At 74.1% G+C, this 26,746-nt stretch carries 22 protein-coding genes; 7 read left to right on the top strand and 15 right to left on the bottom strand.

The genetic code is table 11. The annotated features are described in order from the left end of the window. Nucleotides 1–67: 67 nt before the first annotated feature. The 6 genes from HD595_RS27575 to HD595_RS27550 form a co-directional block, all read right to left on the bottom strand. Nucleotides 68–2,239: a GTPase gene (locus tag HD595_RS27575; protein WP_253773938.1), complete on the bottom strand. Its 2,172-nt coding sequence runs from the start codon at nt 2,237–2,239 to the stop codon at nt 68–70. 8 nt (nt 2,240–2,247) lie between these two features. Further along, entirely contained in the window at nt 2,248–3,480 is a 1,233-nt protein-coding gene (gene cobA, locus HD595_RS27570; RefSeq protein WP_253773929.1) for a uroporphyrinogen-III C-methyltransferase, read from the bottom strand. A 134-nt stretch (nt 3,481–3,614) separates the two neighbouring features. Continuing rightward, the gene (gene cobT, locus HD595_RS27565; RefSeq protein ID WP_253773926.1) at nt 3,615–4,685 is read right to left on the bottom strand and encodes a nicotinate-nucleotide--dimethylbenzimidazole phosphoribosyltransferase; all 1,071 of its coding nucleotides are present in this window, start codon (nt 4,683–4,685) and stop codon (nt 3,615–3,617) included. A 34-nt stretch (nt 4,686–4,719) separates the two neighbouring features. Then, the gene (locus tag HD595_RS27560) at nt 4,720–5,562 is read right to left on the bottom strand and encodes a sirohydrochlorin chelatase (RefSeq protein WP_253773924.1); all 843 of its coding nucleotides are present in this window, start codon (nt 5,560–5,562) and stop codon (nt 4,720–4,722) included. 66 nt (nt 5,563–5,628) lie between these two features. Beyond that, entirely contained in the window at nt 5,629–6,804 is a 1,176-nt protein-coding gene (locus HD595_RS27555) for a bifunctional cobalt-precorrin-7 (C(5))-methyltransferase/cobalt-precorrin-6B (C(15))-methyltransferase (RefSeq protein ID WP_253773922.1), read from the bottom strand. 136 nt (nt 6,805–6,940) lie between these two features. Further along, nucleotides 6,941–8,020 (bottom strand): GNAT family N-acetyltransferase, encoded by a 1,080-nt coding sequence (locus tag HD595_RS27550; RefSeq protein ID WP_253773920.1) that lies wholly within the window; start codon nt 8,018–8,020, stop codon nt 6,941–6,943. Nucleotides 8,021–8,107: 87 nt separating this feature from the next. Here HD595_RS27550 and HD595_RS27545 point away from each other — a divergent pair, with 87 nt between their 5' ends. Next, a complete protein-coding gene (locus HD595_RS27545) occupies nt 8,108–8,515 on the top strand; it encodes a DUF2795 domain-containing protein (protein ID WP_253773918.1) in 408 nt (135 codons plus the stop codon). Nucleotides 8,516–8,518: 3 nt separating this feature from the next. Further along, nucleotides 8,519–9,535, top strand: a complete 1,017-nt coding sequence (locus HD595_RS27540) for a baeRF2 domain-containing protein (protein ID WP_253773916.1) — start codon at nt 8,519–8,521, stop codon at nt 9,533–9,535. Between the two features lie 69 nt (nt 9,536–9,604). Here HD595_RS27540 and HD595_RS27535 read toward each other — a convergent pair whose 3' ends face one another. The 3 genes from HD595_RS27535 to HD595_RS27525 are packed head-to-tail and all read right to left on the bottom strand — an operon-like array spanning nt 9,605 to nt 12,311. After that, entirely contained in the window at nt 9,605–10,195 is a 591-nt protein-coding gene (locus tag HD595_RS27535) for a LutC/YkgG family protein (RefSeq protein ID WP_253773914.1), read from the bottom strand. After that, nucleotides 10,192–11,577: a lactate utilization protein B gene (locus HD595_RS27530; RefSeq protein WP_253773912.1), complete on the bottom strand. Its 1,386-nt coding sequence runs from the start codon at nt 11,575–11,577 to the stop codon at nt 10,192–10,194. The genes HD595_RS27535 and HD595_RS27530 overlap by 4 nt, the downstream gene beginning before the upstream one ends. Beyond that, nucleotides 11,574–12,311 (bottom strand): (Fe-S)-binding protein, encoded by a 738-nt coding sequence (locus tag HD595_RS27525; protein ID WP_253773910.1) that lies wholly within the window; start codon nt 12,309–12,311, stop codon nt 11,574–11,576. Before HD595_RS27525 ends, HD595_RS27530 begins: the two co-directional genes overlap by 4 nt. A 71-nt stretch (nt 12,312–12,382) precedes the next feature. On the opposite strand from HD595_RS27525, the gene HD595_RS27520 reads away from it, so the two are divergent. After that, the gene (locus HD595_RS27520; protein WP_253773908.1) at nt 12,383–13,084 is read left to right on the top strand and encodes a FadR/GntR family transcriptional regulator; all 702 of its coding nucleotides are present in this window, start codon (nt 12,383–12,385) and stop codon (nt 13,082–13,084) included. A 19-nt stretch (nt 13,085–13,103) separates the two neighbouring features. On the opposite strand, the gene HD595_RS27515 is transcribed toward HD595_RS27520, so the two are convergent. Continuing rightward, on the bottom strand, nt 13,104–14,555 hold the full coding sequence (locus HD595_RS27515; protein ID WP_253773906.1) for a sulfatase family protein: 1,452 nt from the start codon (nt 14,553–14,555) through the stop codon (nt 13,104–13,106). A gap of 79 nt (nt 14,556–14,634) precedes the next feature. On the opposite strand from HD595_RS27515, the gene HD595_RS27510 reads away from it, so the two are divergent. Continuing rightward, entirely contained in the window at nt 14,635–15,636 is a 1,002-nt protein-coding gene (locus HD595_RS27510; RefSeq protein ID WP_253773904.1) for an LLM class F420-dependent oxidoreductase, read from the top strand. A gap of 95 nt (nt 15,637–15,731) precedes the next feature. Here HD595_RS27510 and HD595_RS27505 read toward each other — a convergent pair whose 3' ends face one another. Together HD595_RS27505 and HD595_RS27500 are read right to left on the bottom strand one after the other, a co-directional pair. Further along, entirely contained in the window at nt 15,732–17,729 is a 1,998-nt protein-coding gene (locus tag HD595_RS27505) for an FtsX-like permease family protein (RefSeq protein ID WP_253773903.1), read from the bottom strand. Beyond that, nucleotides 17,726–18,403 carry an ABC transporter ATP-binding protein gene (locus HD595_RS27500; protein ID WP_253773901.1) on the bottom strand — a complete coding sequence of 226 codons (678 nt, stop codon included), beginning with the start codon at nt 18,401–18,403 and terminating at the stop codon, nt 17,726–17,728. The genes HD595_RS27505 and HD595_RS27500 overlap by 4 nt, the downstream gene beginning before the upstream one ends. Nucleotides 18,404–18,494: 91 nt before the next feature. On the opposite strand from HD595_RS27500, the gene HD595_RS27495 reads away from it, so the two are divergent. Both HD595_RS27495 and HD595_RS27490 read left to right on the top strand, forming a co-directional pair. After that, nucleotides 18,495–19,142, top strand: coding sequence for a response regulator (locus HD595_RS27495; protein WP_253773899.1), 648 nt, complete (start codon nt 18,495–18,497; stop codon nt 19,140–19,142). Nucleotides 19,143–19,188: 46 nt separating this feature from the next. After that, entirely contained in the window at nt 19,189–19,899 is a 711-nt protein-coding gene (locus HD595_RS27490) for a DUF4328 domain-containing protein (protein ID WP_253773897.1), read from the top strand. A 61-nt stretch (nt 19,900–19,960) separates the two neighbouring features. Here the strand turns inward: HD595_RS27490 and dnaE are convergent, their stop codons facing one another. Both dnaE and HD595_RS27480 read right to left on the bottom strand, forming a co-directional pair. Further along, a complete protein-coding gene (gene dnaE, locus HD595_RS27485) occupies nt 19,961–23,830 on the bottom strand; it encodes a DNA polymerase III subunit alpha (RefSeq protein ID WP_253781327.1) in 3,870 nt (1,289 codons plus the stop codon). Next, nucleotides 23,830–24,096, bottom strand: a complete 267-nt coding sequence (locus HD595_RS27480) for a DUF6504 family protein (protein WP_253773895.1) — start codon at nt 24,094–24,096, stop codon at nt 23,830–23,832. The genes dnaE and HD595_RS27480 overlap by 1 nt, the downstream gene beginning before the upstream one ends. Before the next feature lie 210 nt (nt 24,097–24,306). Here HD595_RS27480 and HD595_RS27475 point away from each other — a divergent pair, with 210 nt between their 5' ends. After that, entirely contained in the window at nt 24,307–26,004 is a 1,698-nt protein-coding gene (locus HD595_RS27475) for a serine/threonine-protein kinase (RefSeq protein WP_253773893.1), read from the top strand. 80 nt (nt 26,005–26,084) lie between these two features. Here the strand turns inward: HD595_RS27475 and HD595_RS27470 are convergent, their stop codons facing one another. After that, on the bottom strand, nt 26,085–26,666 hold the full coding sequence (locus HD595_RS27470; protein ID WP_253773891.1) for a TetR/AcrR family transcriptional regulator: 582 nt from the start codon (nt 26,664–26,666) through the stop codon (nt 26,085–26,087). Nucleotides 26,667–26,746: the final 80 nt, after the last annotated feature.

Genomic DNA, 26,746 nt, shown 5'->3' with positions numbered 1-26,746 from the left:
TCGGGCATCGCGTCCCCCGCACGGACGGCCGAGGGGTCATCGCGTCCCTGCGAGGGGTGGCCGGGGGTCATCGCGCCACCTCCAGGTTGTACGTGGCCTGGTAGAGGCGCGTCGCGATGGACTCGTCCGGGACCCCCGCCGAGTCGAGCGCCTGTACGTACCGCATGGACTCCTCGTCGAACAGCATCCCGATGCGGGCCCGCAGGTCGCTGAGCGCCTTGGCGCCGATGCCGCGCAGCGACTCGGCGCCCAGCAGCGCGTTGACCAGCCGGTGCGGAACCCCCGTGGTCACGCCGCTGAACATCGCCACCATGAAGATCAACGACAGCGAGTCGGCGTCGAACGACACCAGCTTGGACACCGAGCGCTTGGCCACCCCATCGGTGCGCACCAGCTCGGTGACGTGATCCTGCCAGGCGGCGATGGCGCGGGAGGCATGCCGTACGAGATCGTCGGAGGGCCGGTCGAGGTCCGCGACCAGCGTCGCGCCGAGCTTCGAACGGTGACGCCAGCGGGCCGCCACCTCGTCGGCGGCGCGCGTGGCCGCGGCGACGATCACCGACTCCAGGCCCGAGCGCAGCGCCGCCCGGAACGCCAGCACCCGCTCGGGAGCCTGCCGGGCCGCCCGGCCGCGCCTGCGCAACTGGAGCGTGCGCATGAGGTCGCCCGAGCCCGCGAAGTCCTGCCACCGCGCGAGCACCTCACCGTGGATGAGCGAGCCGCCGCGGAAGGCGCGGTCGATGTCGGCCAGCGCGTTGCGGTACGCGGCGTCCACGTCCGAGCGAAGCTCGGTCCGGAACGCGACCTGGGTCTCCATATGCTTGGCGAGGGCGGGCACGCGGGTGCGGAAGCTGTTCAGCACGCCGTCCAGGGTCTCCCGTACGGCCTTGGCGCGCCGCTCCTCGTCGACCGACAGCTCGGCCAGCCACAGGCGCAGATCGGTCACCTCGCTGTCCGGCAGCCGGCCGTCGACGACCTTGGACTCGCCGATGACGAACCGGTCGATCTCCCCCAGGCCGTACTCGGTGAGCATGCGGCCGAAGTGCTTGAGCACCACCTCGCGCGCCTTCGGCTGGACCCGCGACAGGACGATGGCCAGGCGGGCGCCGCGCTCCTTGGCCATGCGCAGGAGGTTCCAGGCGGGCGCGTCGGCGTAGCGGGCGGCGGTGGTGACGAAGACCCACAGGTCGGCGGCGTCGAGCATGCGCTGCGCGATCTCGTGGTGCTTCTCGACGACCGAGTCGATGTCGGGGGTGTCGAGCAGCGCCACGCCCTGGGGCAGCTTCTCGGTGGGGACGACGACGAGACTGTCGGGGCCCGCCTCGGGCGTCGGCTTGTCGACGCGCCGCAGGCCGCCGAGCAGTTCCCCCTCGGCGAACCAGCGCTCGTCGTCGGGGTGGCACGCCAGGACGGGGACGCCGGTGGTGGGACGGCGGACGCCGGTGCGGGAGACGTTCTTCTCGGCCAGGGAGTTGACCAGCGTGGACTTGCCCGCGCCGGTCGAGCCGGCCACCACGATGAGGGCGGGCGCGGTGCTGGTGCGCACCCGGGGCAGCACGTAGTCCTGGAGCTGGGCCAGGAGGTCGGCGCGCGCCTGCCGGGCCTCGTCGGCGCCGGGCAGGTCGAGGCCGAAGCGGACGTCGGCGACGCTGACGCGGAGGGTGTCGAGGGCGGAGGTGAGGGCGGCGATGGTCTCAGGAGGGAGAACGTGCACCTCGGCGCGGGGGGCCGTGTCCGTGGGCACGCCGTCGCCCGTCGCCGGCTCGGGTTCGGTTTCCGGCTGGGGCTCAGGTCCGGGCTCGGGTTCCGGGTCTGACTCCGAGGACGCCTCAGGCTCCGGCTCCGGGGACTCCTCCGGCTCCTCTGGCTGCGGCTCCGCCTCTGCGTCGTCCTCCGGCTCCAGGACGGCGGTCTCCGGCTCGGGCGCGGCGTCGGGCTCGGAAGCGGCGTCGGGCTCGGGCGCGGTCTCGGGCTCGGGCGCGGCGTCGGGCTCGGGCTCCGTGTCCGTGAGGGCGTCCTCCGGCTCGGAGTCCGTGTCTGTGAGAACGTCCTCCGGGTCGGGGATCTCCGGTGCGGGAGCCTCCTCCGGGTCCGGGTCCGGGCCGGGCACGGCGTCCGCCTCAGGCTCGGATTCAAGCTCAGGTACGGCCTGCGCCTCCGGCTCGGCGGCGTCCTCGTCCTTGACGGCGCGGAAGCTCAACGTCTGCTCACCTGGCGACTCCGGGCGCCCGTCATCCATGGCCGTGCTCACGGCAAGCGCTCCGCTCGAACCATCTCGACCTCCTGGCCGACCCTGACGACATCACCGACGACGACGATGGCCGGCGGCCGTATCCCAGCCGCGGACACGCGGTCGGCCACGGTGGAAAGGGGAGCGACGACCGTCCGCTGGGTCGGAAGGGTACCGTCCTGCACCACCATTACGGGAGTCTCCGGTGAGCGTCCGTCTCGCAGCAGCGCCTCGGCCACCTTGGCGAGCCGTTCGACGGCCATCAGCAGGACCAACGTGCCCTGCGAGCGGGCCATGGCGGGCCAGTCGACGGTGGAGGCGGGATCGTCCGGCGCCACGTGCACGGACACCACGTGGAACTCCTGGCTGACGCCCCGGTGGGTGACCGGGACCCCGGCGGCGGAGGGCACGGCGACGGCGCTGGTGATGCCGGGCACGACCAGCACGGGGATCCCGGCCCGGGCGCAGGCGATCATCTCCTCGCCGCCGCGGCCGAACACGAACGGGTCGCCGCCCTTGAGCCGCACCACGAACCTGCCCTGCCGGGCCCGGTCCACCAAAATCTCGTTGATCTTGTCCTGGGCCAGCGACCTGCCGTACGGGACCTTGGCGGCGTCGATGAGCTCGACGTCGGGCGCGAGCTCGTCGAGCAGGGCGCGCGGCGCGAGGCGGTCGGCGACCACGACGTCGGCCTGGGCGAGGAGCTGGCGGCCGCGCACGGTGATGAGCCCGGGGTCGCCGGGCCCGCCGCCGACGAGGGCGACGCCCACGGGTTTGGTACGGCTGCGGCGGGCGTCCACGGTGCCGTCGCGCAGCGCCCCGATCACGGCGTCCCTGATGCCGGCGGCCCGGCGCGGGTCGCCGCCCGCGGTGACCGCCACGCTGATCTCGTCGACCCGCCCGGAGGCGGGGGTCCAGGCGGCGGAGGCGTCCTTGTCGTCGGCGCGCACGCACCAGATGTGCTTGGCCTCGGCCTCGGCGGCGACAGCCGTGTTGACGGCCCGGTCGTCGGTGCAGGCCTGGACGAGCCAGGCGCCGTCGCAGTCGCCCACCTCGTACGGCCGGGCGTGCCAGGTGACACGACCGGCGGCGATGAGGTCGTCGAGGGCCGGGGTGACGGTGCGCGACACCAAGGTGACCACCGCGCCCGCCTCCAGCAGGGCGGGCACCCTGCGCTGGGCGACGTGGCCTCCTCCCACGACGAGGACCCGGCGACCGGAAAGCCGCAGGCCGAGGAGGTAGGGGCCCATGGTGGGATTCTCCCGTTCGCGAAGGTTGGGCTGTGTCAGGAGGTAAACCTACCGGGTCCTGGCCCGCCCGGTGTTTCGCCCGTGTCAACCCGCGTCAACCCGTGTCATCAGCCGCCATCACGGGACGTCACCCGTCACACGGGTTTCTCCGTCACTCCCGCCGAGTCGAACGTGGCCACCTCGTGCATGACGCGTACGGCCGCGCAGACGATGGGGTGGGCGAGCAGGCCGCCGGTCCCCTCGCCGAGCCGGAGCTCCAGGTCGACGAGGGGCCGCAGCCCGAGGGCGGTCAGCGCGACGGCGTGCCCGGGCTCGGCCGAGCGGTGCCCGGCGAGGCAGTGGTCGACGGCGGCCGGGTCCAAAGCCGCGGCGGCGAGGGCGGCGGCCCCGGCGATGACGCCGTCGAGGATCACCGGCACGCGCGCGGCGGCGCCGCCCAGGATGTAGCCGGCGATGGCCGCGTGCTCGAACCCGCCGACGGCGGCGAGCACGCGCAGCGCGTCGCTCGCCTCGGAGCCGGCCCGCGTGACGCCGTTGACGCGCAGGGCCTCACGGACGACGCCGACCTTCCGCTCGTACGTGGCGTCGTCCACGCCGGTGCCGCGCCCGGTGACCTCGGCGGGGTCGGCCCCGGTGAAGGCGGCGACGAGCGCGGCCGAGGCCGTGGTGTTGGCGATGCCCATGTCGCCGGTGATCAGGCAGCGGGCTCCCTGGGCGATCAGGTCGCGGGCCACCTCGATGCCCGCCTCGATGGCGCGCGCCGCCTGGTCGACGGTCATCGCCGGGCCCTTGGACAGGTCGGCGGTACCGTACGCGATCTTCCGCTTGACCAGCGCCGGCGCGTCGGGCAGGTCGGCCGCGACGCCGACGTCCACCACGGTCACCGAGACGCCCGCCTGGGCGGCGAAGGCGTTGGCCACGCCGCCGCCGGACAGGAAGTTGGCGACCATCTGGACCGTCACCTCCTGCGGCCACGGCGTGACGCCGCGGGCGTGGACGCCGTGGTCGGCCGCGAAGATGGCGAGCACCGCGGGCTCGGGCATGGGCGGCGGGCAGAGGCCGGCCGCCCCGGCGAGGCGTACGGCGACCTCCTCCAGCGCCCCGAGCGAGCCCTTGGGCTTGGTGAGCCGATCCTGATGGGCGCGGGCCTCGGCCAGCGCCCGTGGATCGGCGGGACGGATCGCGGCGAGCGTCTCTGCGAGCACGGCGAACCTCCGGGGGATCAGGCGGGCGGGGGGATCAGGCGAGTTGGAGTGCTTCCTCGTAACGGTCGATGACCACATCGGCCAGGGTGTCGCAGTCGCCGATCACCTCGGCGCAGCGGATGTCGAGGTCGGGGTGGCCCGCGCCGTAGGCGAGCGCCTGCGCCCAGACCCGCTCCAGCACCCCGCCCGCGAACAGCAGGTAGGGCACCACGATGACCCGCTTGGCGCCGAGGCGGCGGCAGCGTTCCAGGCCGCCGGGCACCCCGGGGGGCGTGACGGAGACGAACGCGGTCTCGACGGTCATGAAGTCGTAGGCGTGGGTCTCCCAGAACAGCCGGGACACGCGGTGGATCTCGGCGTTGGCGGCCGGGTCGGTCGAGCCCTCGCCGACCAGCACGACCGCGGTCTCGCCCGGCTCGACGTGGCCGAGCTGGTGGTCGGGGGGCGTGTCGACGGCGCGGAGCTGGCGGTACCTGCCGCCCACGGCCTCCAGGGGCCGCAGCCGCGGCATCTCGGTCGCGGCGTCCTTGAGCCGCTCGGCCAGCAGCGCGAGCACGCGGGGGTCGGGGCCGAGGGGACGGCCGTAGTCGTACATCAGCGTGGGGTGGCGGCGCGCCTCGGCCTCCAGCGCGGCGGGCCAGTCCTCGCCCACGCGGCTGAGGCTCAGCGGCAGCGCGACCAGGCGGTGGTGTCCGCGGGCGACCAGGGAGGCGACGGACTCGCTCAACCGCGGCGTGGCCCGCTCCAGGTAGCCGCCGGAGACGTCGGCGGCACGCTGGTCCAGCCGGCAGCGGAGCCGGTGGACGAACCTGCCGAACTCCGCTGAGTCGGCGTCATCGTTCGAGCCCTGCCCGATCAGGAGGAGCGGCGGCTTCATCGAGGGATTCTCCGGAGGTAGACAAAGACACGCGAGGATAACCGATGCGCGCCCGTGAGCGACAGGTCACGCGGGGTACGCGGGCACCGCGTGGACGACGAAGACCGGGTCGGTGGCGGCCAGGCCGTGGGAGCCGTCCGGCTGGACCGTGAACCTGGAGGCCAGGATCTGCGTGCCCTCGGCGCGGTAGCCGTGCTCGCGCAGCCGGTCGAGGACGGCGGGCACGCGTTCCAGGGTCCTGACGGCGCACACGAGCGAGCGGGGGCGGCGCGCTGCGCAGGCGACGATCACGTCGATGCCGCCTCCTCCGACGAAGACGGCGTCGGGGTCGGGCAGGGGCTCCAGCGCGGGAGGCGCCTGACCGCGCGTGAGCGCGACCTTGACGCCGTGGGCCAGCACGGTGGAGCGCAGCCGGGCGCAGGACTCCTCGTCGCGCTCGACGGCCATGACGGCCGCGCCGAGCCGGGCGCACTCGACCGCGATCTCGCCGGAGCCGGCGCCGACGTCCCACACCAGGTCGCCGAGCCGGGGGCCGAGCTTGGCGAGGATGTACGCCTTGACCTCCGGCGGGAGCGGGCCGCCGAGCGGCAGCGCCCACTCGGCCGGGCCGGGCTGCGCGCCCGCCACCCAGCCGGGCGGTCCGGCCCGGTGCAGCGGGTCGATGACCAGCACCACCTCCGGGTCCTTCCACGGGCGGGTGGTGGCCTCCCCCATGCGGCTGTGGGTGACGCGCTGGTCGGGGCCGCCGAGGTCCTCGCAGACCAGCAGGGCGCGCGGCGTGGTGGGGGCCAGCTCGCGGGCGATCTCGCCGGGGCCGACGCCGGGGGTGACGAGGACGGCCACCTTCGGGTGGGCGCGGCAGGCGTTGACGACCCGGTCGAGCTGGCGCGGGCCGGCGGGGGCGACGACGAGGGCGTCCTCCCAGTTGAGCCCGGCGCAGGCGAAGGCGCGGGTGACGAGCGAGGTCGCGGGCAGCACCTCGGGCTCCAGGCCGTGGCGGCGCAGGGCGCGGACGACGCCGAAGAAGCCGGGGTCGCCCTCGGTGACGACGACGGCCGGGCCCCCGCCCTCGCCGATGTGCCGGTCGAGGGTCTCCAGCAGCGCGTCGTCGGGGACGGCCGGAGCGGCCGGCCCGAACCGGCCGGCCAGGGACGGAGGGCTCACGACCAGCTCCGCGGCGTGGAGGCGGTCGGCGGCCTTGGCCGACAGCTCCGATCCGTCCCACCCGACCACCGTGATCATGCCGCCTCACCGTCCTCACCACCAAGAGTGACGGCTTCCCGGTCGTTCCACCAGGGTTCCCGGTGGTTTCACCAGGGTTCCCGGCGCTTTCACCAGGGTTCCCGGCGCTTTCACCAGAGGCCGCCGGGGGCGAAGGCTAGGGCAGGTCGGACGGGAGCAGGCTGTAGACGACGAGGTCCTCGCCGCGCAGCGCCCCGCGGGCGACGCCCTCGCGGACGAAGCCGGCCTTCTCTGCCACGCGCTGCGAGGCGGGGTTGGAGACGGCCGCCCGCAGCACGAGCCGCTGGAAGCGCCGCACCTCGAACAGCCATCGGGCGATGCCGAGCACCGCCTCCCCCGCGTACCCGTTGCCGCGCGCCCACGGCGCGGTCATGTAGCCGACCTCGGCCGAGCCGTTGCGCCAGTCGAGGTCCCGCAGGTCCACGTTCAGGGCGAAGCGGCCGCCGTCCAGCTCGACGGCGGCCCAGGCCATGCCCTCCCCCTTGATCCGCCTCCGCTCCCGGAGGGCGACGAAGGCCCGGGCGTCGGCCTCGGAGTAGCCTCGGGGCACGCCGGTCATGGCCTGGGTGAAGGCGTCGGCGCCGGTGGCGGTCAGCCCGGGCACGTCCTCCTCCGACAAGGGGCGCAGCAGCAGGCGTTCGGTGCGCAGCTCGGCGGCGGGCAGGATCTCGGCGGGGGCGCGGCCGTCCTGGCGGAGCAGGCCGAAGACGACGAGGTCGTGCGGGCCGTCGTCCTCCAGGCTGGCCTCGCGCAGCACGCCCTCCCAGGTGAAGCCGGCCTTCTGGGCGACGCGCAGCGAGGCGAGGTTGTCGAGGTTGGCCGTGAGGTCCACGCGGCGCAGGTCGGTGGTCGCGAACACCCACTCGGTCAGCCCGCGTACGGCCTCGGTGGCGAAGCCGCGGTTGCGGTGCAGCGGGTGGACGCCGTAGCCGATCTCGGTCGTGCCCGCGCCCCAGGACGTCTTGAACAGGCCGATGGCGCCCACGATGCGCCCCTCGGCGTCGGTCATCGCGAGGTGGACGCCCTGGCCGGAGTCGCGCAGCTCGTGCACGCCGCTCTCCAGCCAGCGGGGGACGCCGGCCACGTGCGTCGGCGCTCCGGGCGGCAGGAAACGGGCGCCGGACTCCACGATCGACCTGACGCGCGGGGCGTCGGCCGGGCCGAAGGGGCGCAGCGTGAGCCGGGGTGTGACGACCTTCACGTCGGCATCGAACACGACCGGCAGCGTACACATCCGCGATGTCGTTCGCGATGTTTGCCCATGAAAGCGGGGGTAGGGGCGCCAGGGAGAGGAGGCAGAGACATGGATCGAGGAAGCGCCAAGCACACCCGTCGCGTCGACGAGCAGCAGAAGCACGAGACCGAGGGGATGGTACGCGGCGGCGGCCCGACCCACGCGGAGGAGTGGAAGGAGACCGAACCCACGCCGGCCCCCGGTGAGCAGGACCACACCCGTTACCCGCCCGGACACGAGCCCGGCACCCCCGAGGGCATCACCCAGGAGGGCGTGGAGGCCCGCAGCGACCTGGCCCGATGGCTCAGCGACACCCACTTCCCCTCCGCCAAGGGCGAGCTGGTGCGGCACGCCGAGGAGGCGAACGCGCCCGACCACATCGTCGAGATGGTGCGCTCGCTGCCGGACCGCGAGTTCGAGAACGTCGCCCAGGTGGCCGACGCGCTGGGACTCGGCAAGGAGAGGCGGAGGTGGTGAGCCGTGCGGCTCGACTTCATCCGGCCGCTGTACGAGCGCCGCGGGCCGTACGCGTCGGTCTACACCGGCGCGCTGACCGAGCGGGACCGTGAGTCGCGCTGGCACGCCGTGCGCGACCGGCTGGAGACCGTGGCGGACTCCCACACGGTCAAGGCCCTGGAGAGCCACGCGCTGCGGCCCGGGGCGGGCGAGGCGGTGTTCGCCACGCACGGCGACGTCGTCCTCGCCGAGCCGCTGGCCGAGCCGCCGCCGAGCGAGCTGGCGGTCTGGTCGCCGCTGCCGCACGTGACGCCGCTGCTCCTGGCGAGGGGCGAGAACGTGCCGCACCTGCGGGTCATCGTGGACCACGCGGGTGCCGAGGTCACGGTGTTCGGCGGCGGCTCGCCGCGCACGGCCGTCGTGCAGGCGCAGGACTGGCCGTTGCAGAAGACCGCGCAGGGTGGCTGGTCGCAGCGGCGCTACGAGAGCGCGGTCGAGGACACCTGGGAGAAGAACGCCGCGGCCGTGGCGAAGGAGGTGGACGAGCAGGTGCGCCGCATCGGCGCGGAGCTCGTCCTCGTGGCCGGCGAGCCCAGGTCGCGGGCCATGCTCACCGACCATCTCGGCACGAAGACGTCGGACCGGGTGGTCATGGTCGAGCACGGCAGCCGTTCCGATCACGGGACGTTCGAACGCGACGTCGAGGAGGCGCTCGACGCGTGGCTGGAGGAGAGGCGCGCCGAGCTGCTCGACCGGCACCGCGAGTCGTCCGGGCCGTCCGGGCCGGCCCAGGTGTTCCATGCCCTGCGCGAGGGGCGCGTGCACGCCGTGCTGTCGCCCGGCGAGCTGCCCCAGGAGGTGTGGATCGGCGAGGGAGGCACGCAGGTCTCCACCGACGCGGGCGAGCTGCGCCTGTGGGGCGTCGAGGAGCCGGTGCGCGAGCGCGCCGACTCGGCGCTGGCCAGGGCCGCGGCGATGACGGACGCGGAGCTGTGGTTCACCGACAAGGTGGCGGAGGTCGCCGCCGTCATCCGGTACTAGTCACACGGCGGCTCACCCAGCGGCTCACCCAGCGGCTCACACGGGACTCAAACGGGGCTCAAACGGGGCTCACGCGGTGGCGATCAGCACCTCCAGCGTCCTGGGGCCGTGGACGCCCTCCACGCGGTTGAGCTCGATGTCGCTCGTCGCGGAGGGCCCGCTGATCCAGGTGAGCGGGCGGGCCGGGTCGAGCCGGGAGACCGCCTCGGGCACCCCGGCCACGATCTGGTCCGCCCGCACCACGCACAGGTGGTAGTCGGGCACCAACGTCTGCGCCCTGCTGCCCTGGCCCGGCCCGGTGTCGAGGACGATCGTGCCGGTCTCGGCGATCGCGACGGCGCACCCGGTGACGACGCCGTCCGCGGTGTACGGGTCGGCCGGGCCGGCGCCCGACGTGTCCGGGGGCGTCCACCCGGCGGGCAGGCCCTCGGGGACGACCATGCGCCGCCCCGCGACGATCTCGGCGATCCGGGCCGGGACCTCGGCCTCGGGGACGACGTGGACGATCGCCCGGTAGTCGCCGACCCGCTCGGCGAACAGCCCCACCAGGTCGCCGACCTCGGCCGTCGCGCGGTAGCGCCGGGGGATGTCCACCTCCGGGGCGCCGTCCACGGCCCGCCTGATCCGGGCGAGGATGTCCTCGCGCGCGCTCCTGCTCACCCTTCTCGCTCCCACCAGTCTCTGAAGGATTCCTCCGGGATGTCGGGCAGGTCCCGGGTGTCGGTCCAGGCCGACAGGGGGCCCGGCAGCCGCCGGGGCACCAGCCCGCGCAGCCGCGAGGCCGCCCGCTGCGCCGCCGCCAGCCGGGCCTGGTCGTTGAGCACCCAGCCGGCCACGCGCATGCCGGCCCGCTCGGCCGCGCCGTGGGGGGCCTTGGCGCGCAGGTCCACGAGCACCTCGGGGATGTCGATGGCGACCGGGCACACGTCGTAGCAGGCGCCGCACAGGCTGGAGGCGTACGGCAGCGACGCGTCGAGCTCCGAGCCCATGCCGCGAAGCTGCGGGGTGAGGATGGCGCCGATGGGCCCGGGGTAGACCGAGCCGTACGCGTGGCCGCCCGCCCGCTCGTAGACCGGGCACACGTTGAGGCAGGCCGAGCAGCGGATGCAGCGCAGGGCCTGGCGGCCGACCTCGTCGGCCAGCACGTCCGTGCGGCCGTTGTCGAGGAGCACGAGGTGGAAGTCCTGTCCCTCGGCGGAGCCGGTCCACGTGCTCGTGTACGGGTTCATGCGCTCGCCGGTGGAGCTGCGCGGCAGGAGCTGGAGGAACACCTCCAGGTCGCGCCAGGTGGGCAGCACCTTCTCGATGCCGACCACGCTGATCAGCGTCTCGGGCAGGGTGAGGCACATGCGGCCGTTGCCCTCGGACTCCAGCACGACGAGGGTGCCGGTCTCGGCGATCATGAAGTTGGCGCCCGAGACGGCGACCTTGCTGCGCAGGAACCGCTCGCGCAGGTGCACGCGGGCGGCCTCGGCCAGGGCGGCGGGCTCGTCGGTCAGGCCGGGCGGCGCGTCGGCCATCCGGTCGAGGAAGATCTCGCGGATCTCGGCCCGGTTGCGGTGGATGGCGGGCACCAGGATGTGGCTGGGGAAGTCGTCGCCGAGCTGGACGATGAGCTCGGCCAGGTCGGTCTCGTACGCGGTGATCCCCTCGGCGGCCAGCGCCTCGTTGAGCCCGATCTCCTGGGTGGCCATGGACTTGACCTTGACCACCTCGCGCTCGCCTGTGGCCTTGACCAGGCCGGCGACGATGCGGTTGGCCTCGGCGGCGTCCCTGGCCCAGTGGACGTGGCCGCCGGCCGCGGTGACGGCCGCCTCCAGTTGGAGGAGGTAGCGGTCGAGGTGGCGCAGGGTCTCGTCCTTGATCGCCTTGCCGGCCGCGCGCAGCTCCTGCCAGTCGGGCAGCTCGCCGACGACGCTCGCGCGCTTGCCGCGGATGGTGTGCGTGGCTTTGCGGAGGTTGTAGCGGAGCTGCGAGTTCTGCACGGCCCGCGCGGAGTTCTTCGGGAAATTTCCGGGCATGCCGAGGAAGGTGGCGCTCATGATGCTTTGACCTCTTCGGTGGAGGCGAGGATCTCGGCCAGGTGCATGACCCGGACGCCGGTCCGCTGGCGGCCCAGCATGCCGCCGATGTGCATGAGGCAGGAGTTGTCGGCCGCGCAGAGCACCTCGGCGCCCGTGTCGAGGACGCCGCGCACCTTGTCGGCCCCCATCGCCGAGGAGACGGCCGGGTTCTTGACCGCGAACGTCCCGCCGAACCCGCAGCACTCCTCCGCCCCGGGCAACGGGACCAGGTCGAGGCCGCGGACGTTGCGCAGCAGCCGGGCCGGCCGGTCGCCGAGGCGCAGGCCGCGCAGCGAGTGACACGTCGGGTGGTAGGTCACCCGGTGCGGGAAGTACGCGCCGACGTCCTCGACCTTCAGCACGTCGAGCAGGAACTCGGTCAGCTCGTACACCTTGGGCGCGACCGCGGCGACGGCCGCCGCGCCCCGGCTGCCCGGCTTGACGAGCTTGGGGTACTGCTCGCGCACCATCGCGGCGCAGGAGCCGGACGGCGCGACGACGGCGTCGTACCCGGCGAACACCTCGGTGAAGTGGCGGGCGAGGCGCACGCCCTCCTCGCGGTAGCCCGTGTTGACGTGCATCTGGCCGCAGCACGTCTGGGCGGCGGGGAAGTCGACCTCGCAGCCCAGCCTGCGCAGGAGCGACACGACGGCCTTGCCGGTGCCGGGGAAGAGCGTGTCGTTCACGCACGTGATGAACAGGGCGACTCGCACCGCTCTCCTTCCGAGAATTCGAGGTATGGTCAGACCACAGTATGGTCAGACCATAGCATCAGGGGGGACCGTTGACCGGCACCGGCTGGCAGCCCGTCAGGAAGACCCGCACGTTCGAGGACGTCCTCGCGCAGGTCGAGCGCCGCATCGCCGAGGACGGGCTGATGGCGGGCGACCGGCTGCCGGCCGAGCGGCAGCTCGCCGAGCAGCTCGGCGTGAGCCGGTCGTCGGTGCGCGAGGCGATGCGCGTGCTGGAGACGCTCGGCGTGGTCTCCTCGCAGGTGGGCCGCGGCCCGGACGCGGGCGCCGTGCTCGTCTCCAAGCCCGACGCGGCGCTGACCGACCTGCTGCGGCTGCATCTCGGCCTGGCCTCGCTGGAGCCCCGCGAGGTGATCGACACGCGGCTGATGATCGAGCGCTGGGCGGCGGCGCGGGCGGCCCTGACCCGGCCGGACGTCTCGGTGCTGGCCGAGGCGATCGCCGGGATGGACCGGGCGGCCTCGCCGGAGGAGTTCGTGGAGCACGACACGGCCTTCCACTGCGCGCTGGCCGAGGCGTCGGGCAACCGGCTGATCGCCGCGTTCATGCGCTCGCTGCGCGACTCGCTGCGCAGGTACGCGGTGGAGGCCGTCGTGCGGCTGGGCGACACCTCGGGGCTGCAGACGGACCACCGCCGCATCCTGCGGGCCGTGCTGGAGGGAGACCCCGACGAGGCCACCGAGGCGGTGACGGCCCACCTGGCGCGGGCCTACCCCGACCTCTGCGGCGAGTGACGGACCACCGCCACAGGGCTCACTCGCGCACGTCGGCCTGCCGGCAGGTCGCGCCCGAGCAGGAGACCATCGCCTGGAGCCGGTCCTGGAGACTTTGCAGCAGGGCCGGGTCGGCGTCCGCGGCCAGGTTGGTCAGCTCGTACGGGTCCTTGGTGAGGTCGTAGAGCTGGGTCTCCCCCGTCGCGTACTTGACGTAGGTGTAGCTCTCGGTGCGCAGCGCCTGGTAGTTGGGCACGGGCGTCTGGGCGGCGGAGGACTTGTCGGCGGGTCTGGAGAACTCGACCAGCGCGTTCTTGCGCCACGGCGTCGGGTGCTGCCCGCGCAGCAGCGGCAGCAGCGACCACCCCTCGGCGAAGGGCGGCAGCGTGGCCCCGCCCAGCTCGCCGAAGGTGGGCCCGAGATCCACGGTCTGCGCCATCTCGTGGATCACCGAACCCGCCGGCACGCCCGGCCCCCGCACCACGAGCGGCACCCGGATCGCCTCCTCGAACGGCGTGGTCTTGCCCTGCTTGAGGCGATGGGTGCCGAGATGGAAGCCGTTGTCGCTGGTGAAGACGATGTAGGTGTTCTCCAGCTTGCCCGCGGCGCGCAGCGACTCGACCAGCGAGCCGACGAGGTCGTCCACGCCCAGCATCGCCCGCATCCGCGCCTGGTACCGCTCGTCGATCCGGTCGATGACGTGCTCGGAGAACCTCGGGCGCTCGCGCAGCCAGGCGGGCTCGCGGCTGACGTCCGGCTGGTCGAACGAGGGTGTGCGCGGCGCCTGCGCGCCGATGAACGCGTCGGCGTGACGGACGGCCGGGTTGTCCGGATTGTGCGGCCCGACCGGCGCCAGGTAGAGGAAGAACGGCTGGTCGGAGGCGGCGACGAAGCTGCCGGCCTTGCGGGCGAGCACGTCGGACAGGTAGTCGTCCTCGGCCCAGCCGTAGTCGACCGTGGTGCCGTTCTCGTTGAGGCGGTAGCCGTACTCCTCGTAGAGGCGGCGGACGGGCACGTCCCACTCGTTCCAGCCGGGCGGCACGAACGTCTCCTCGGCGCTGTGGCCGGGATAGTGGTTGAGGTACTTGCCCATGAGCCCGGTGCGGTACCCGGCCTGCTGCATCCACAGGCCCAGGTCGGAACGTTCCAAACCACTGGTGTGGTACTTGTCGAAGCCGCCTTCGGGCGGCGTGTTGGTCCACACGCCGTGGCTGTGCACGTACTGCGAGCGCAGGATCGACGAGCGGGACGGGCAGCACCAGGAGTTGGTCACGAAGTACCGGTCGAAGGACGCGCCCTGGCGCACCAGCTCCCGGGTGATGTTGGGGAAGTAGGGCAGGGTGCCCGATTCGAGGTCGTCGGCGAGCACCATGACGATGTTCGGCTTGGCCGCCGGGCCCTGGGCGCAGGCCGCGCGGGGAACGGCCGCGGGAACGGCCCCGGCCGCGAGAACGACCAGGGCAGAGGCTATGTGGCGCAGACCCTTGAGCACAGCTCAGACCTCCCCGGAAGATCATGCGTTGACACGCGAGGCCGCCGTTGCCGTAATGGAACTAAATTCTGGAGGTGTCATGAGACTCGGCCTCAACCTCGGTTACTGGCAGCGCCACCCCAATGACGCGACCGACCTCGTGCTGGCCGCCGAACGGCTCGGCTACGACTCGGTGTGGACCGCCGAGGCCTACGGCAGCGACGCCTTCACGCCGCTCGCGTGGTACGGGGCCCGCACGTCCCGCATCAAGCTTGGCACGTCCGTGGCCCAGCTCTCGGCCCGCCCCCCGGTCACCACCGCGATGACCGCCATGACGCTCGACCACCTCACGGGCGGCCGGCTGCTGCTCGGCGTCGGCGCCTCGGGGCCACAGGTCGTCGAGGGCTGGTACGGCCAGCCGTTCGCCCGGCCGCTGGCGCGCACCCGCGAGTACGTGGAGATCATGCGCAAGGTGTGGCGGCGCGAGGAGCCGGTGACCTCGGACGGCCCGCACTACCCGCTGCCCCTGCCGGGCGGGCTCGGCAAGCCGCTCAGGCTCATCACGCATCCGCTGCGCCCGGACATCCCCGTCTACCTCGGTGCCGAGGGGCCGAAGAACGTCGCCCTGGCGACCGAGGTCGCGCAGGGGTGGCTGCCGCTGTTCACGTTCCCCTCCAAGATCGAGGAGATGTACGGCGACGCGCTCGCCGCCCGCGGCCCGGACTTCGACATCGCCGCCATGGTCATGGTGGTCATCTCCGACGACGTGCGGGCCGCGCTCGACGGGGTGAAGCTGATGCTCACGCTCTACATCGGCGGCATGGGCGCGCGGCACCGCAACTTCCACGCCGACATCATGGGCCGGATGGGCTACGCCGAGGCGGCCGAGCGGATCCAGGCGCTGTACCTCGCCGGGCGGAAGGACGAGGCGTTCCAGGCGATCCCGGACGAGCTGGCCGACGGCATCGCGCTCGTGGGGCCGCCGGAGCGCATCAAGGAGCGGCTCGAACTCTGGCGGGCCTCCCCCGTGACGTCGCTGCTCGTCATGGGGCCGCGCGACGAGGAGCAACTGGCCGTGATCCGCGACCTGGTGCTGGGCTGACCTAACCGGGCGCGGCCGGCCGCCGGACAAACCCCGCCGCCGGACAGCACCGGCCGCCGGAGAGCACCGGCGGCCGGAGGGCACCGGCGCGCAGGTCAGTCGGGCCGGGGCGCCGGGTCGGCGGTCACCGAGCGCAGCAGCGGCCTGCTGAGCGCCCCCGCGCCCACGACCCCCGCGAAGCCGGCGGCGACGCACACGACCAGCGTGACCAGCCCCGACAGGTTCGGGTCGGTGATCATGAAGGGGATCCCGCAGAAGGCGCCCACCAGGATCGCCCCGCCGCCCATGACCGCCAGCGGGATCAGCGTCTCGGCGCGGCGGGCCCGGTCCAGCACCTCCAGCGGCGTTCCGGCCAGGCGCAGCAGCGCGTACGTCTGCCGCCGGTCCAGCACGGACGAGGCGGCCGTGATGCCCGCGCTCGCGATCGCCACCAGGAACGACACCGACAGCACCACGACCGTTCCCACGGCGATGTCACCGAGGATCTCGCCCCCGAAGTACTCGTCGTCGGCCTGGGTCGTCGGCGTGCGGCCGGGCACGAGGCCCGTGAGCGCGGTCCGCGCCCGGTCGAGCGCCGCGGGCTCCGCCCGCAGGAGAGGCCCGTCCGGCGCCTCACGGCGTGCGCCGTCGCCGGTGATCCGGGTCGCGTCCTTCAGGGCGATCACGACGACGTCCTTCCGCGTCGTCACCGCGGCCGCCACCCCGGCGTGCCTCAGCCGGTCCCGCGCCTCCTGCGCCACGGTCGCGGCCCGCCCGGCGGGCGCGCTCACCCGCAGGTGGCCGGTGTCCTGCGTCCCGACCAGGGTCCCGGGGCTGAGCAGCCCGAGGAAGCCCGCGACGAAGCCGGTCAGGGCCACGCCGCTCACCGTGCGCCAGGCCGAGCGCGGGTCGTCCACCAGCCGCCGCCCGGCCAGCAGCCGGGCCGGGCGGCGGGCCGAGGCGGCGGTGATCCGGCCGATCAGGCCCACGACCCACGGGCCCACCAGGTTGATGGAGAGGAACGCCAGCCCGATCACCACCGCGATCAGGCCGGCGCTGTCGCCGCGGGAGACCACCGGGACGGCGGCGAGCACCGCGACCAGCGCGAGCAGCCGCACCCACCGCATGCCGGGAGGCGTCTCCCTCTTGGCCACGCCCAGCGGGCTGACCACGACCCGGCGCAGGCCAGCCACGGCCGACAGGCCGGTCAGCAGCGGCACCGCGACCACGGCCCCCGCCATCACCAGGGGATGCGGCCACAGGTCGGCGACGAACCACGGGCCGCCGTCGATCCGCACGCGGGACAGCAGCGGCACGGCCAGCGCGTACGCCACGGCCCCCGCCAGCGCGCCCGCGAACGCGACGATCACCGCCTCCGCCACGGTCATGGCCACCACCTGCCCGGGTGTGGCGCCGACCAGCCGCAGCGCGGCCAGCCGCTGGTCCCGCCGGGCCACCGTGAGCCGGGCCGCGGCCCCGCCGAACACCAGCAGCGGCACCACCATGAGCACGCTCGCGATGAGCGCGAGCACCTGGTAGCCCTCGGCGTCCTCCGTCGGCTCCCCCGCCAGCGTGGCGACCTTGACCGGCTGCGAGCCGACGATCCAGTCGGAGCTGCGCGTGGCCGTGAGCTCCGGCGCGTCCGGCGCGCGTCCGGCGAGCACGATCAGCTCGTCCGGGTGGACCAGCGCCTCGTCGCCGAGCACCCCGGCCCGCTTGGGGTAGCGGGCGGCCAGCTCGGCCGCGGGCAGCCGGTCCGCCAGGTCGGCGAGGGCGGGCGAGAGCCACACCTCGCCGGGCGCGGGGAAGCGGGACAGGCCGGGCGGCGGCTCGGGGCTCCTGCCCGGCAGGGCCGCCAGGTCCACCACCGTGATCTCCCTGCCGCGCACGTAGTCGTGCCGGCTCGCCTCGACCGCGACGGCCGGGCGCGAGCCGGCCGCGACCGGGTTGCGCCAGGCGCCCCGGTCGGCGCGGGCCGCGAAGGCGAAGTCCACCGCGACCGCGAACAGCAGCAGCGCCGTGGACACGGCGACGGCGCCCAGGGTGAGCCAGGTGCCGAGCATGCCCCTGCGCCCGCCGCCCCTGAGCAGCCTCCAGGTCAGGCCCACGTTCATGCGCGCGCCCCCGCGGCGAGCAGCACGCCGTCCCGGACCTCGACCGTGCGGTCGCACCAGCCGGCCACGCCCGGGTCGTGGGTGACCACGATGAGCGAGGCGCCGTTGTGCTTGGTGGCCTCGACCAGCAGCCGCATCGTGTCGTGGCCGGTCGTCTGGTCGAGGGCGCCGGTCGGCTCGTCGGCGAAGACCACCGCCGGCTTAGTCACCAGGGCGCGGGCGATGGCCGCCCGCTGCGCCTGCCCGCCGGACAGCTCGCCGGGCCGCCGCGCCTCCATGCCGCCCAGGCCGAGCGGGGCGAACCACTCCCGGGCCCGCCGCACCGCCTCCGCGCGGGTCACGCCGCCCAGCATGAGCGGCAGCGCCACGTTCTCGTCGGCGGGCAGCTCCGGCAGGAGCTGGCCGAACTGGAAGACGAAGCCGAAACGGGTGCGGCGCAGGGCGCTGCGCCTGCGCTCGCCCATGTCGTCGATGCGGGTCCCCTCCAGGCGCACCTCGCCCGCGTCGGGCCTCATGATGCCGGCCAGGCAGTGGAGCAGCGTGGACTTCCCGGAGCCGCTCGGCCCCATGATGGCCACGGCCTCGCCGGGCCGCACCGCCATGTCCACGCCCGCCAGGGCGACCGTCTGCCCGAACCTCTTGGTCAGAGCTCGTCCAGCGAGCACGTCGTTCATGCCGGAGAGTCTTCCGGCGCGGCCCCCTCCGGCGGATCGGCCGTGCGTCCGGTTGTGCCTCGGCCGAACGGCCGATCCTAGAGTGTTCGCCGTGACTATTCGGGTTCTCATCGCAGACGACCAGCAACTGGTGCGTACCGGCTTCCAGATGATCCTGGACGCCCAGCCGGACATGGAGGTCGTGGCGGCCGTCGCCGACGGCGCCGAGGCCGTGTCCGAGGCCAGGCGGCTACGACCGGACGTGTGCCTGCTCGACATCCGGATGCCGAAGCTCGACGGGCTGGAGGTCACCCGCGCCCTGGCCGGGCCGGGGGTGGAGAACCCGATGCGGGTGGTCATCGTCACGACCTTCGACCTGGACGAGTACGTCTACGGCGCGCTGCGTGCCGGGGCCACCGGCTTCCTGCTCAAGGACAGCGGCCCGACGCTGCTGCTGGAGGCGGTCCGGGCGGCGGCCGGCGGGGAGGCGCTGGTGTCGCCGTCGGTGACCGTGCGGCTGCTGCGGCACCTGTCCCGGCCCGAGCGGGGCGCCCCCGCGCCCGACGAGCCGCTGACCGAACGGGAGCTCGACGTGGTGCGGCTGGTGGCCCGGGGCCGCACCAACCAGGAGGTGGCCGCCGAGCTGTTCGTCTCGCTGTCCACGGTCAAGACGCATCTCGGCAGCATCCAGGCCAAACTCGGTGTCCGGAATCGGGTGGAAATCGCAGCTTGGGCGTGGGAATCCGGCGTGGTGCGCTGATTAACCGCGAGCTCGGCGGGATAGAAGTGAAGCAGAACCTCAGCGCATGGCCCGGGGGGAGAACAACGTGCGCCACGCCCAGGCACCGCCCACGAGAGCCGCTTCCGCCGTGTACGCGTCGCTCGCCGCGCAGGTCCTCTGCCTGGCCGCGCTCGTGACCTTCGAACTGGTCCGCGGTCGCAGCCTCGCCGCCCAGCTCGCGGCGTTCGACGGGCGTCCCCGCGGCGCCGAGGCGGAGGCCGTCGTGGGCGCCGTCACGCTCTTCGCCGTCCTGATCCTGCTGCTCGGCGTGGCCACGATCGCCTGCGCCACCGCGTACACCACCTGGCTGATCCGTGCCCGGCACGTCGGCGACCGGCACGCCCCCGCCGGGCCGGTGGCCGCCGCCTGGCTCATCCCCGGCGTCAACCTCGTGGCGCCCGTCCTGCTGGTGAACGCCCTGTGGCGCGACTCCCTGCCGCCGGACGGCCGCCGGCGCCGCCGGCTCGTGCTGCTGGCGGCGTGGTGGGCGAGCTGGCTGACCACGCTGGCGCTGGTGACCGTACGGCTGCCGCTGGAGACGCCGGCCGACGGGCTGACCGGGGTCGGCGTGCCGGAGCTGGTGGCGCTGTCAGCGGCGGCGCTGCTGTGCGCGGCGACCGTCCGGGAGATCACGGCCGCGCAGTGCGCGGCGCGCGGGGTGGCCGTGCCCACGCTGCTGCGCCTGCGCCGGCCGGCGACGCCGCCGGAGTCGGCGCCGCTCGGCCAGGCGAGCTGACCCGGCGCAGTCGGCGCGACTGGGCCGGGCGACCCGGCCCCGCCCGTTGCGGCCGGGGTCCTCACGCGGCCGTCGGGCCGGAGCTGCCGGGGCTCGCGTGCCACAGCCGGCGCGGCGGCGACGTGACCGCCGGGCCGATGTCGGAGTACGGCGAGAGCCGGAAGCCGTTGGCGTACTCGATCGGCCGCCCGCCGACGCCGCCCCGCGGCACTCCCTCCCGGGACATCAGCGCCCGGACCGCCTCGATCCCCTCCGAACGCCACACCCGGTCCAGGTCGGCCAGGCTCCAGCAGTCCACCGCGCGCAGCGACACCGCCCGCGGCCCCGTGCGACGGACCACGCCCCTGGCCACCAGCAGCCACGCCCCGAACACCGTCGCCGCGCACCTGCCCTGCACCGACTCGAAGAACGTCAGGTCGACCGGTCCCGTCGAGTCGTCGAGCGTGGTGAAGATGACCCGCTGCCCCGAGCGCACCGCCGGCGTCTGCGTGGCCACCTTGACCCCGGCGACCAGCACCTCGGCGCCGTTGCGCTGGCGCAGCAGGTCCTTGGAGCGCACCACGCCGAGCGCGTCGAGCAGGTCGTCGTGGAAGCTGATCACGTGGCGTGAGACGTCGATGCCGAGGATCTCCAGCTCGGCCTCCACCATCTCGGCCTCGGTCATCTCGGGCAGCTCGCCCGGCGGCACGTGCTCGCCGAACCCCAGCGGGAGCTGCACGGCCGCCGCCTCCCCCTCGCGCCCGCCGCCCGACGGGGCGGGCCCGGCCGGGGCGTAGCGGCGGGAGCGGCCCGCGGTGGCGTGTCCCACGCCGGAGGCGGCGGAGGCGCGTTCGAGGGCGCCGACCTGGGCGACGAGGTCGCGGCGGGTCAGGCGGCCGGGCCGCCAGCGCTCGCCCGGGCCGCCCGGGCTCAGGCCGTGCAGCGCGTCCATCCCGCCCACCTGCACGATCCGCTCCATGACCGGCCGCGACGGCCGGGCGCGGTCCCAGAAGTCCGCCAGCGACGTGTACGGCCGGCCCGCGACCATGCGGTCCACCTCCGCCTCGCTCACCCCCTTGACCGCCGAGAACGGCACCCGCAGCGCGTACCCCTTGCCCAGCTCCTCGGCCTTGAAGGGGACGCGCCGGGGCCTCTCCTCCTCCCCCGGGACGCCGGCCTCTCCCGGAGCGCCGGCCTCTCCCGGAGCGCCGGCCTCTCCCGGAGCGCCGGCCTCTCCCGGAGCGCCGGCCTCTCCTGGGACGCCGGCCTCTCCCAGGGCGTCGGCCCGGACCTGGAGCCGCAGCGGCGGGCGCGGCCCGAGGCGCTCCACCTGCCAGTCGCGGCCCGACCTGTTCACGTCGAGCGGCAGGATGGCGACCCCGCACTGCCGGGCCTCGTCGATGATGACCCGCTGCGGGTACATGCCGGGCTCGTGCGTGAGCACCCCCGCGAAGAACGCCGCCGCGTGGTGCCGCTTGAGCCAGGCCGACTGGTACGTGGGCAGCGCGAACGCCGCCGCGTGCGCCTTGCAGAACCCGAACCCGCCGAACGCGTCGAGCACCTTCCAGGCCCGTTCCACGGTCGCGTCGTCGAACCCGTTCGCCCTGGCCAGCGGCCCGAACGTCTTGCGGACCAGCTCCCGCCCCTCGGGCGTGCCCAGCGAGCGCCGCAGCATCTCGGCGAACGACAGGTCGCGGCCGGTCATCGCCGCGATGACCTTGAGCACCTGCTCGTGGAAGACCACGACGCCGTGCGTCTCCTTCAGCGGCTCGCGCAGCCGCTCGTGCGGGTAGTACGCCGACCGCCACCCGTGCCTGGCCTCCAGGTACGGGGTGACCATGTCGGAGTTCACCGGCCCCGGCCGGAACAGCGAGATGTCCACGATCAGGTCGTGCATCGCGCGCGGCTCCAGCTTGGCGACCAGCTCGCGCTGGCCGGGCGACTCGATCTGGAAGCAGCCCAGGGTGCGGGCGGCGCAGATCATGTCGTAGGTGTCCTGGTCGTCGTGCGGCACGTACCGCACCTGCGCGCCCTCGTGGGCCTCCTCGGGGGCGCGCTGCTCGTCCAGCCGGACCCTGACGCCGTCGACGCGCTCGATCTCGCCCAGCGCGTACGCCATCGCCGACTGCATGCGCACGCCCAGCACGTCCAGCTTGAGCAGCCCCGCCTCCTCCACGTCCTCCTTGTCGAACTGCGACATCGGGAAGCCCAGCAGGCTGCGCTCCACCGGCGTGCGGTCGCGCAGCCCGGCGTTGCCGATGAGCACCCCGCACGGGTGGAGCGCGATGTGCCGGGGCAGCCCGTCGAGCTTCTCGGCCAGCTTGAACACCCGGTCCAGCCCCGCCTCCCCCAGCCTGCTGTCACGCAGCTCGGGCAGGTCGCTCAGCGACGCGGTGATCTGCTTGGCCCGGATGTGCGGGAACGCCTTGGCGATCGCGTCGATCTCGTACGGGGGCAGGCCCATCGCGCCCGCCACGTCGCGGATCGCGCTGCGGGCCCGGTAGGTCTCCATCATGGACACGCAGGCCACGCGCGCCTCGCCGTACCGGTCGAAGATGGCCTGGTAGCAGTCGAGCCGGCGCGCGGACTCCACGTCGACGTCGATGTCGGGCAGCCCGACGCGGCCCTCCGACAGGAAGCGCTCCATGAGCAGGCCGTGGTCGAGGGGGTTCACCTCGCCGATGCCGATGAGGTAGTTGACCAGGCTGCCCGCGCCGGAGCCGCGGATGGCGCACCGGACGCCCATGCGCCGGATCATGCCCGTGATGTCGGACACGGCGATGAAGTAGCCGGACAGGCGCTTGCGCTCGATGATGTCCATCTCGTCCCGCAGCCGCTCCCGGGCCTCGCGCGAGCGGGCCAGGCCGCGCCCGGCCAGCCCGTCCTCCACCCGGCGGCGCAGCAGCGGCACCGGGTCGGCGCCGATCTCGGGCAGGTGCAGGGCGGGCGGGTCGGCGCGCAGCGCGAGCAGCTCGCCCGGGTCCATCACGCACTGCTCCGCGACCCTGCGGGTGGCGCGCAGCAGGTCGGCTGCCCGGCGCGAGTCGGAGCCGCAGATCCGGGCGGCCACCCGGGCCATGTCCTTGGAGCCCTTGAGGTAGGCGTGGGAGGTGGTGCGTTCCAGATGGCGCGGGTGCAGGGGGACGAGCTGGCGGGCCGCGTCGAGCACGTCGCCCACCTGGTGGTCGTCCGGGTCGAGGTACCTGACGGCGTTGGTGAGCACGGCGGGCACGCCGGCGGACTCGGCCAGGGCCAGCATGTGGACGGCCGTGACGGCGTCGCGGAAGCCGTACTGGTCGACCAGCTCGACCACCACCCCGGGCACCATGGAGCGCCACAGGGCGAGCAGCGCCCGGGCCCGGTCGTCGCGGCGCGCGGCCATCGCCCGGCCCACGTCGGACCTCGGGCCGAGCAGCACCACGAGCCCGTCGTCGGGGGTGTCGCCGGGGCCGGCCCACGCGGCCACCATCTCGCGGGTCACGCGGGGCTCGCCGCGCTCGCCCGCGTAGTGGGCGTCGGTGACCAGCCGCGCCAGGCGCGACCAGCCGCCCGAACGGGCCAGCACGGTGATCCGGTCCTCGGCGTCGGCCCCAGTGCGGGGGCGGGTGCGGGGGCGGTGCCGTCCGCGGCTCGCTCCCGGATGCCCGAGGCCGCCGAACGCGCCGTCGAGGGCGCTGTCCAGGGCGCCGTCGAGGGTGCCGCCGTACCCGAGGCCGTCGAGGGTGCCGTCGGGCTCGGCGAGGGCCAGGCTGACGCCGAAGACGGGCCCGATCCCCGCGTCCGCGCACGCCTGCGCGTGCTTGACCGCCCCGTACAGACCGTCGCGGTCGGTCAGCGCGAGGATGTCCATGCCGTCGTCGGCCGCCCGCCGCGCCAGCTCGCGCGGGAACGCGGTGCCGTACCGCATCGAGTAGGCGGAGGCCACGTTGAGGTGCGGGAACGGCGCGGCCATCAGTCCCACGCCCTCATGAGCAGCCATCCGCCGCTGGCGGTGTCGAACCTCAGCTCGTACGAGCCGGGCTCGCGCCCCGGGCTGGCCTCGACCCGCCAGAACTGACGCTCACCGGGATCGCCCTCCCGGACCTTCCACCACTCCCGCGCCACCACCCAGTGGTCGAGGACGCGGCGCACGAGGTAGAGCCGGTCGCGCCAGACGAACTGGCTGGGCTCGCCGTCGCGAGTCCACACCTCGATCGGATCGCCATAGAGTCTGCTCAAGACGCCTCTCCCCGCGGCTTCGTCGACTGTGTCCAGCCACCCGGGGGAAGGCGGGTGTTCTTACATATCGAACATATGTTCTTCGCGGCGTGGAGCGCAAGTCACTCACGCCCGCTCGGCCGGTGCGGTGAGCCGGCCGGGGAGCCCGTGTCGGCGGGGAGCCCGTGTCGGCCCGCCCGGACGAGGCCGATATCGGTAAGCTAACCCGCCGTGAGCGGTGAAACCTCCCACATCGGGCGCTACAGGTTGCTGAGCGTGCTGGGCAGGGGCGGGATGGGCACGGTGCACCTCGCCGAGGACACCGCGGGGCAGCGCGTCGCCATCAAGGTGATCAACCCGGAGTTCAGCCAGCACGACCAGTTCCGCATGCGTTTCCGCCGGGAGGCGGACGCCGCCAGGCGGGTGCGCAGGTTCTGCACCGCCGCGGTGCTGGAGGCCGACCTCGACGGCCAGCTCCTCTACGTCGTCACCGAGTACGTGCCCGGACCCAACCTGGAGCAGGCCGTCGAGCAGTCGGGGCCGCTGCGCGGGTCCAGCCTCGACGCGCTGGCCGTGAGCGTGGCCACCGCGCTCACCGCCATCCACGGGGCCGGGGTGGTCCACCGCGACCTCAAGCCGTCCAACGTGCTGCTGTCGCCCGTCGGCCCCCGGGTGATCGACTTCGGCATCGCGCGGGCGCTCGACACGCTCGGCGGGGTCACGGGCACCGGCGAGATCGTCGGCACGCCGCGCTACATGGCGCCCGAGGTGCTGCGGGGCGATCCGGTGTCCGCCGCGTGCGACGTGTTCTCGTGGGGCTGCCTCGTGGCGTACGCGGCCAGCGGCAGGGCCCCGTTCGGCGGCGAGACGCTGCCGGCGATCGTCTACCAGGTGCTCAACACCGAGCCCGACCTGAGCCAGGTGGATCCCGGGCTGCGCGAACTGGTCGCCGCGGCCCTGCGCAAGGACCCGGCGGCCCGGCCGACGGCGCAGCAGCTCCTCGACCACCTGGTGGGCCGCTCGGCGGCGCCGGAGCAGACGGCGCGGACGGTGCAGCTGAGCTGGCAACAGCCGGGGACGACGCCGTTCACCCATCCGGGGGTGCCCGGCGGACCTGGGACGTCTTTCGGCGGCGGGGCGTCCTTCGGCGGGGCCTCTTTCGATGGCGGGACCTCGGGTGGGCGCTGGACGTCGCGGGGCCGGCTGGTGGCCGGGATCGCGGCCGTCACGGTCGCCCTCGCCGGGGCGGGGATCGCCGGATGGGCGCTGCTCTCGCCCGGCAGCCCGCCCGAGGGCCCGGTGCTGCTCCAGGAGGACTTCACCCAGACCTCCGGCGGCTGGGGCGGCACCTACGACTCCGACGAGACCGCGTCCTACGGTTACCGGAGCGACGGCACGTTCGGGGTCGACGTGGAGGACACCTACGAGGAGCGCCGCATCAAGGCGCCCACGTCGTACCTCATCGCCTCGCCCACGGGCGCGCCCCTGCCGTCGAGCACGCCGACGCCGATGATGCCCGCGAGCGTGGTCGTCGGCGTCACCGCGCAGGTGCGGCAGGTCGTGGGCGGCGGCGAGTACGGGGTGTACTGCCGCTCGGCCGACGACTCGACGTCGTACGAGTTCGGCCTGGACACCAAGGGGCAGGCCCGCATCCGGCGCGTCCTGGACGGCTCGGGCGGCACGCTGGCGCAGCCCGTCAAGGTCGGCGGCGAACCGGGCCGGGTCCGCATCGAGGCGTCGTGCGAGCAGCGCGGCGACGACGTCCGGCTCACGATGTGGGTGAACGGCGAGCAGGTCCAGCAGGTGGACGATCCGAGCGGGCTCGGCAACGGGTACGTGGGGCTGTTCGCCCGCACCCCCAAGGGGGACGACTCTGTGCTGAGGATGTCGTTCGACGACTTCGAACTGCGCGGCCAGAAGCAGACCTGAGCCCGCCTCCGGCCGCACGAGGACCGCCTGCACGGGACCCCGGCGCGGGCGGGCCGCAGCAGGACTGGGTCGGCTGTCGGCTACAGGACTCCGGCGCGGGCGGCGGCGAGGGCGGCGTCGGCGGCCCGGTCGGCGTCCTCCCGGCTCACCGGCTCGTGCGCGACGAACAACCGGTAGTAGACGGGCGCGACCGCGACCCGGACCACCTCGCGGGCGTCGACCGTGACGGGCAGCTCCCCCCGCTCCACGCCCCGCCGTACGACCTGGGCCGACTGGTCGTGGCGGGCCTCGAAGAACGCGTGCAGCGCCCGCGCGGCCTCGGGGCTCTGCATGGCCGCCGCCACGAACGCCGACGAGACGGGCCCCAGCTCCGGGTCCTCGAACCCGCTGCGCACCAGCTCCACGACCCCGCGCAGGTCGCCCTCGACCGTGCCCGTGTCGGGGACCGGCCACGGCTCGTGGGCGGCCAGCTCCAGCGCGTCGGCGATGAGCCCTTCGACGCTGCCCCATCGCCGGTAGACGGTCGTCTTGTGGACACCGGACCGCTCCGCCACGTTCTCCACGGTCAGGCCGCGGAACCCGTGCTCGGCCAGCTCCGCCAGCGTGGCGTTCCGCACCGCGTCACGGACCCGCGCGCTGCGTCCGCCGGGTCGCTTCGTCACTTCCAAAGACAACTCCAGTTGCGTTAACTCTTCACCTCTGCCACACTAAAGCTACACCAGTTGCGATTGGAGCTCCATCC

Source organism: Nonomuraea roseoviolacea subsp. carminata (assembly GCF_024172185.1).
GTDB lineage: Bacteria > Actinomycetota > Actinomycetes > Streptosporangiales > Streptosporangiaceae > Nonomuraea > Nonomuraea roseoviolacea.
This window is presented reverse-complemented; position numbering and strand designations above follow the sequence as displayed.

Bases quoted from the DNA above. Each gene is read 5' to 3' on its own strand.
- HD595_RS27530 (WP_253773912.1), bottom strand. From the start codon at position 11,577: ATGAGCGCCACCTTCCTCGGCATGCCCGGAAATTTCCCGAAGAACTCC.
- HD595_RS27510 (WP_253773904.1), top strand. From the start codon at position 14,635: ATGAGACTCGGCCTCAACCTCGGTTACTGGCAGCGCCACCCCAATGAC.
- HD595_RS27555 (WP_253773922.1), bottom strand. From the start codon at position 6,804: ATGATCACGGTGGTCGGGTGGGACGGATCGGAGCTGTCGGCCAAGGCC.
- HD595_RS27575 (WP_253773938.1), bottom strand. From the start codon at position 2,239: ATGGATGACGGGCGCCCGGAGTCGCCAGGTGAGCAGACGTTGAGCTTC.
- HD595_RS27490 (WP_253773897.1), top strand. From the start codon at position 19,189: ATGGCCCGGGGGGAGAACAACGTGCGCCACGCCCAGGCACCGCCCACG.
- cobA (WP_253773929.1), bottom strand. From the start codon at position 3,480: ATGGGCCCCTACCTCCTCGGCCTGCGGCTTTCCGGTCGCCGGGTCCTC.
- HD595_RS27560 (WP_253773924.1), bottom strand. From the start codon at position 5,562: ATGAAGCCGCCGCTCCTCCTGATCGGGCAGGGCTCGAACGATGACGCC.
- dnaE (WP_253781327.1), bottom strand. From the start codon at position 23,830: ATGGCCGCGCCGTTCCCGCACCTCAACGTGGCCTCCGCCTACTCGATG.
- HD595_RS27545 (WP_253773918.1), top strand. From the start codon at position 8,108: ATGGATCGAGGAAGCGCCAAGCACACCCGTCGCGTCGACGAGCAGCAG.
- HD595_RS27505 (WP_253773903.1), bottom strand. From the start codon at position 17,729: ATGAACGTGGGCCTGACCTGGAGGCTGCTCAGGGGCGGCGGGCGCAGG.
- HD595_RS27500 (WP_253773901.1), bottom strand. From the start codon at position 18,403: ATGAACGACGTGCTCGCTGGACGAGCTCTGACCAAGAGGTTCGGGCAG.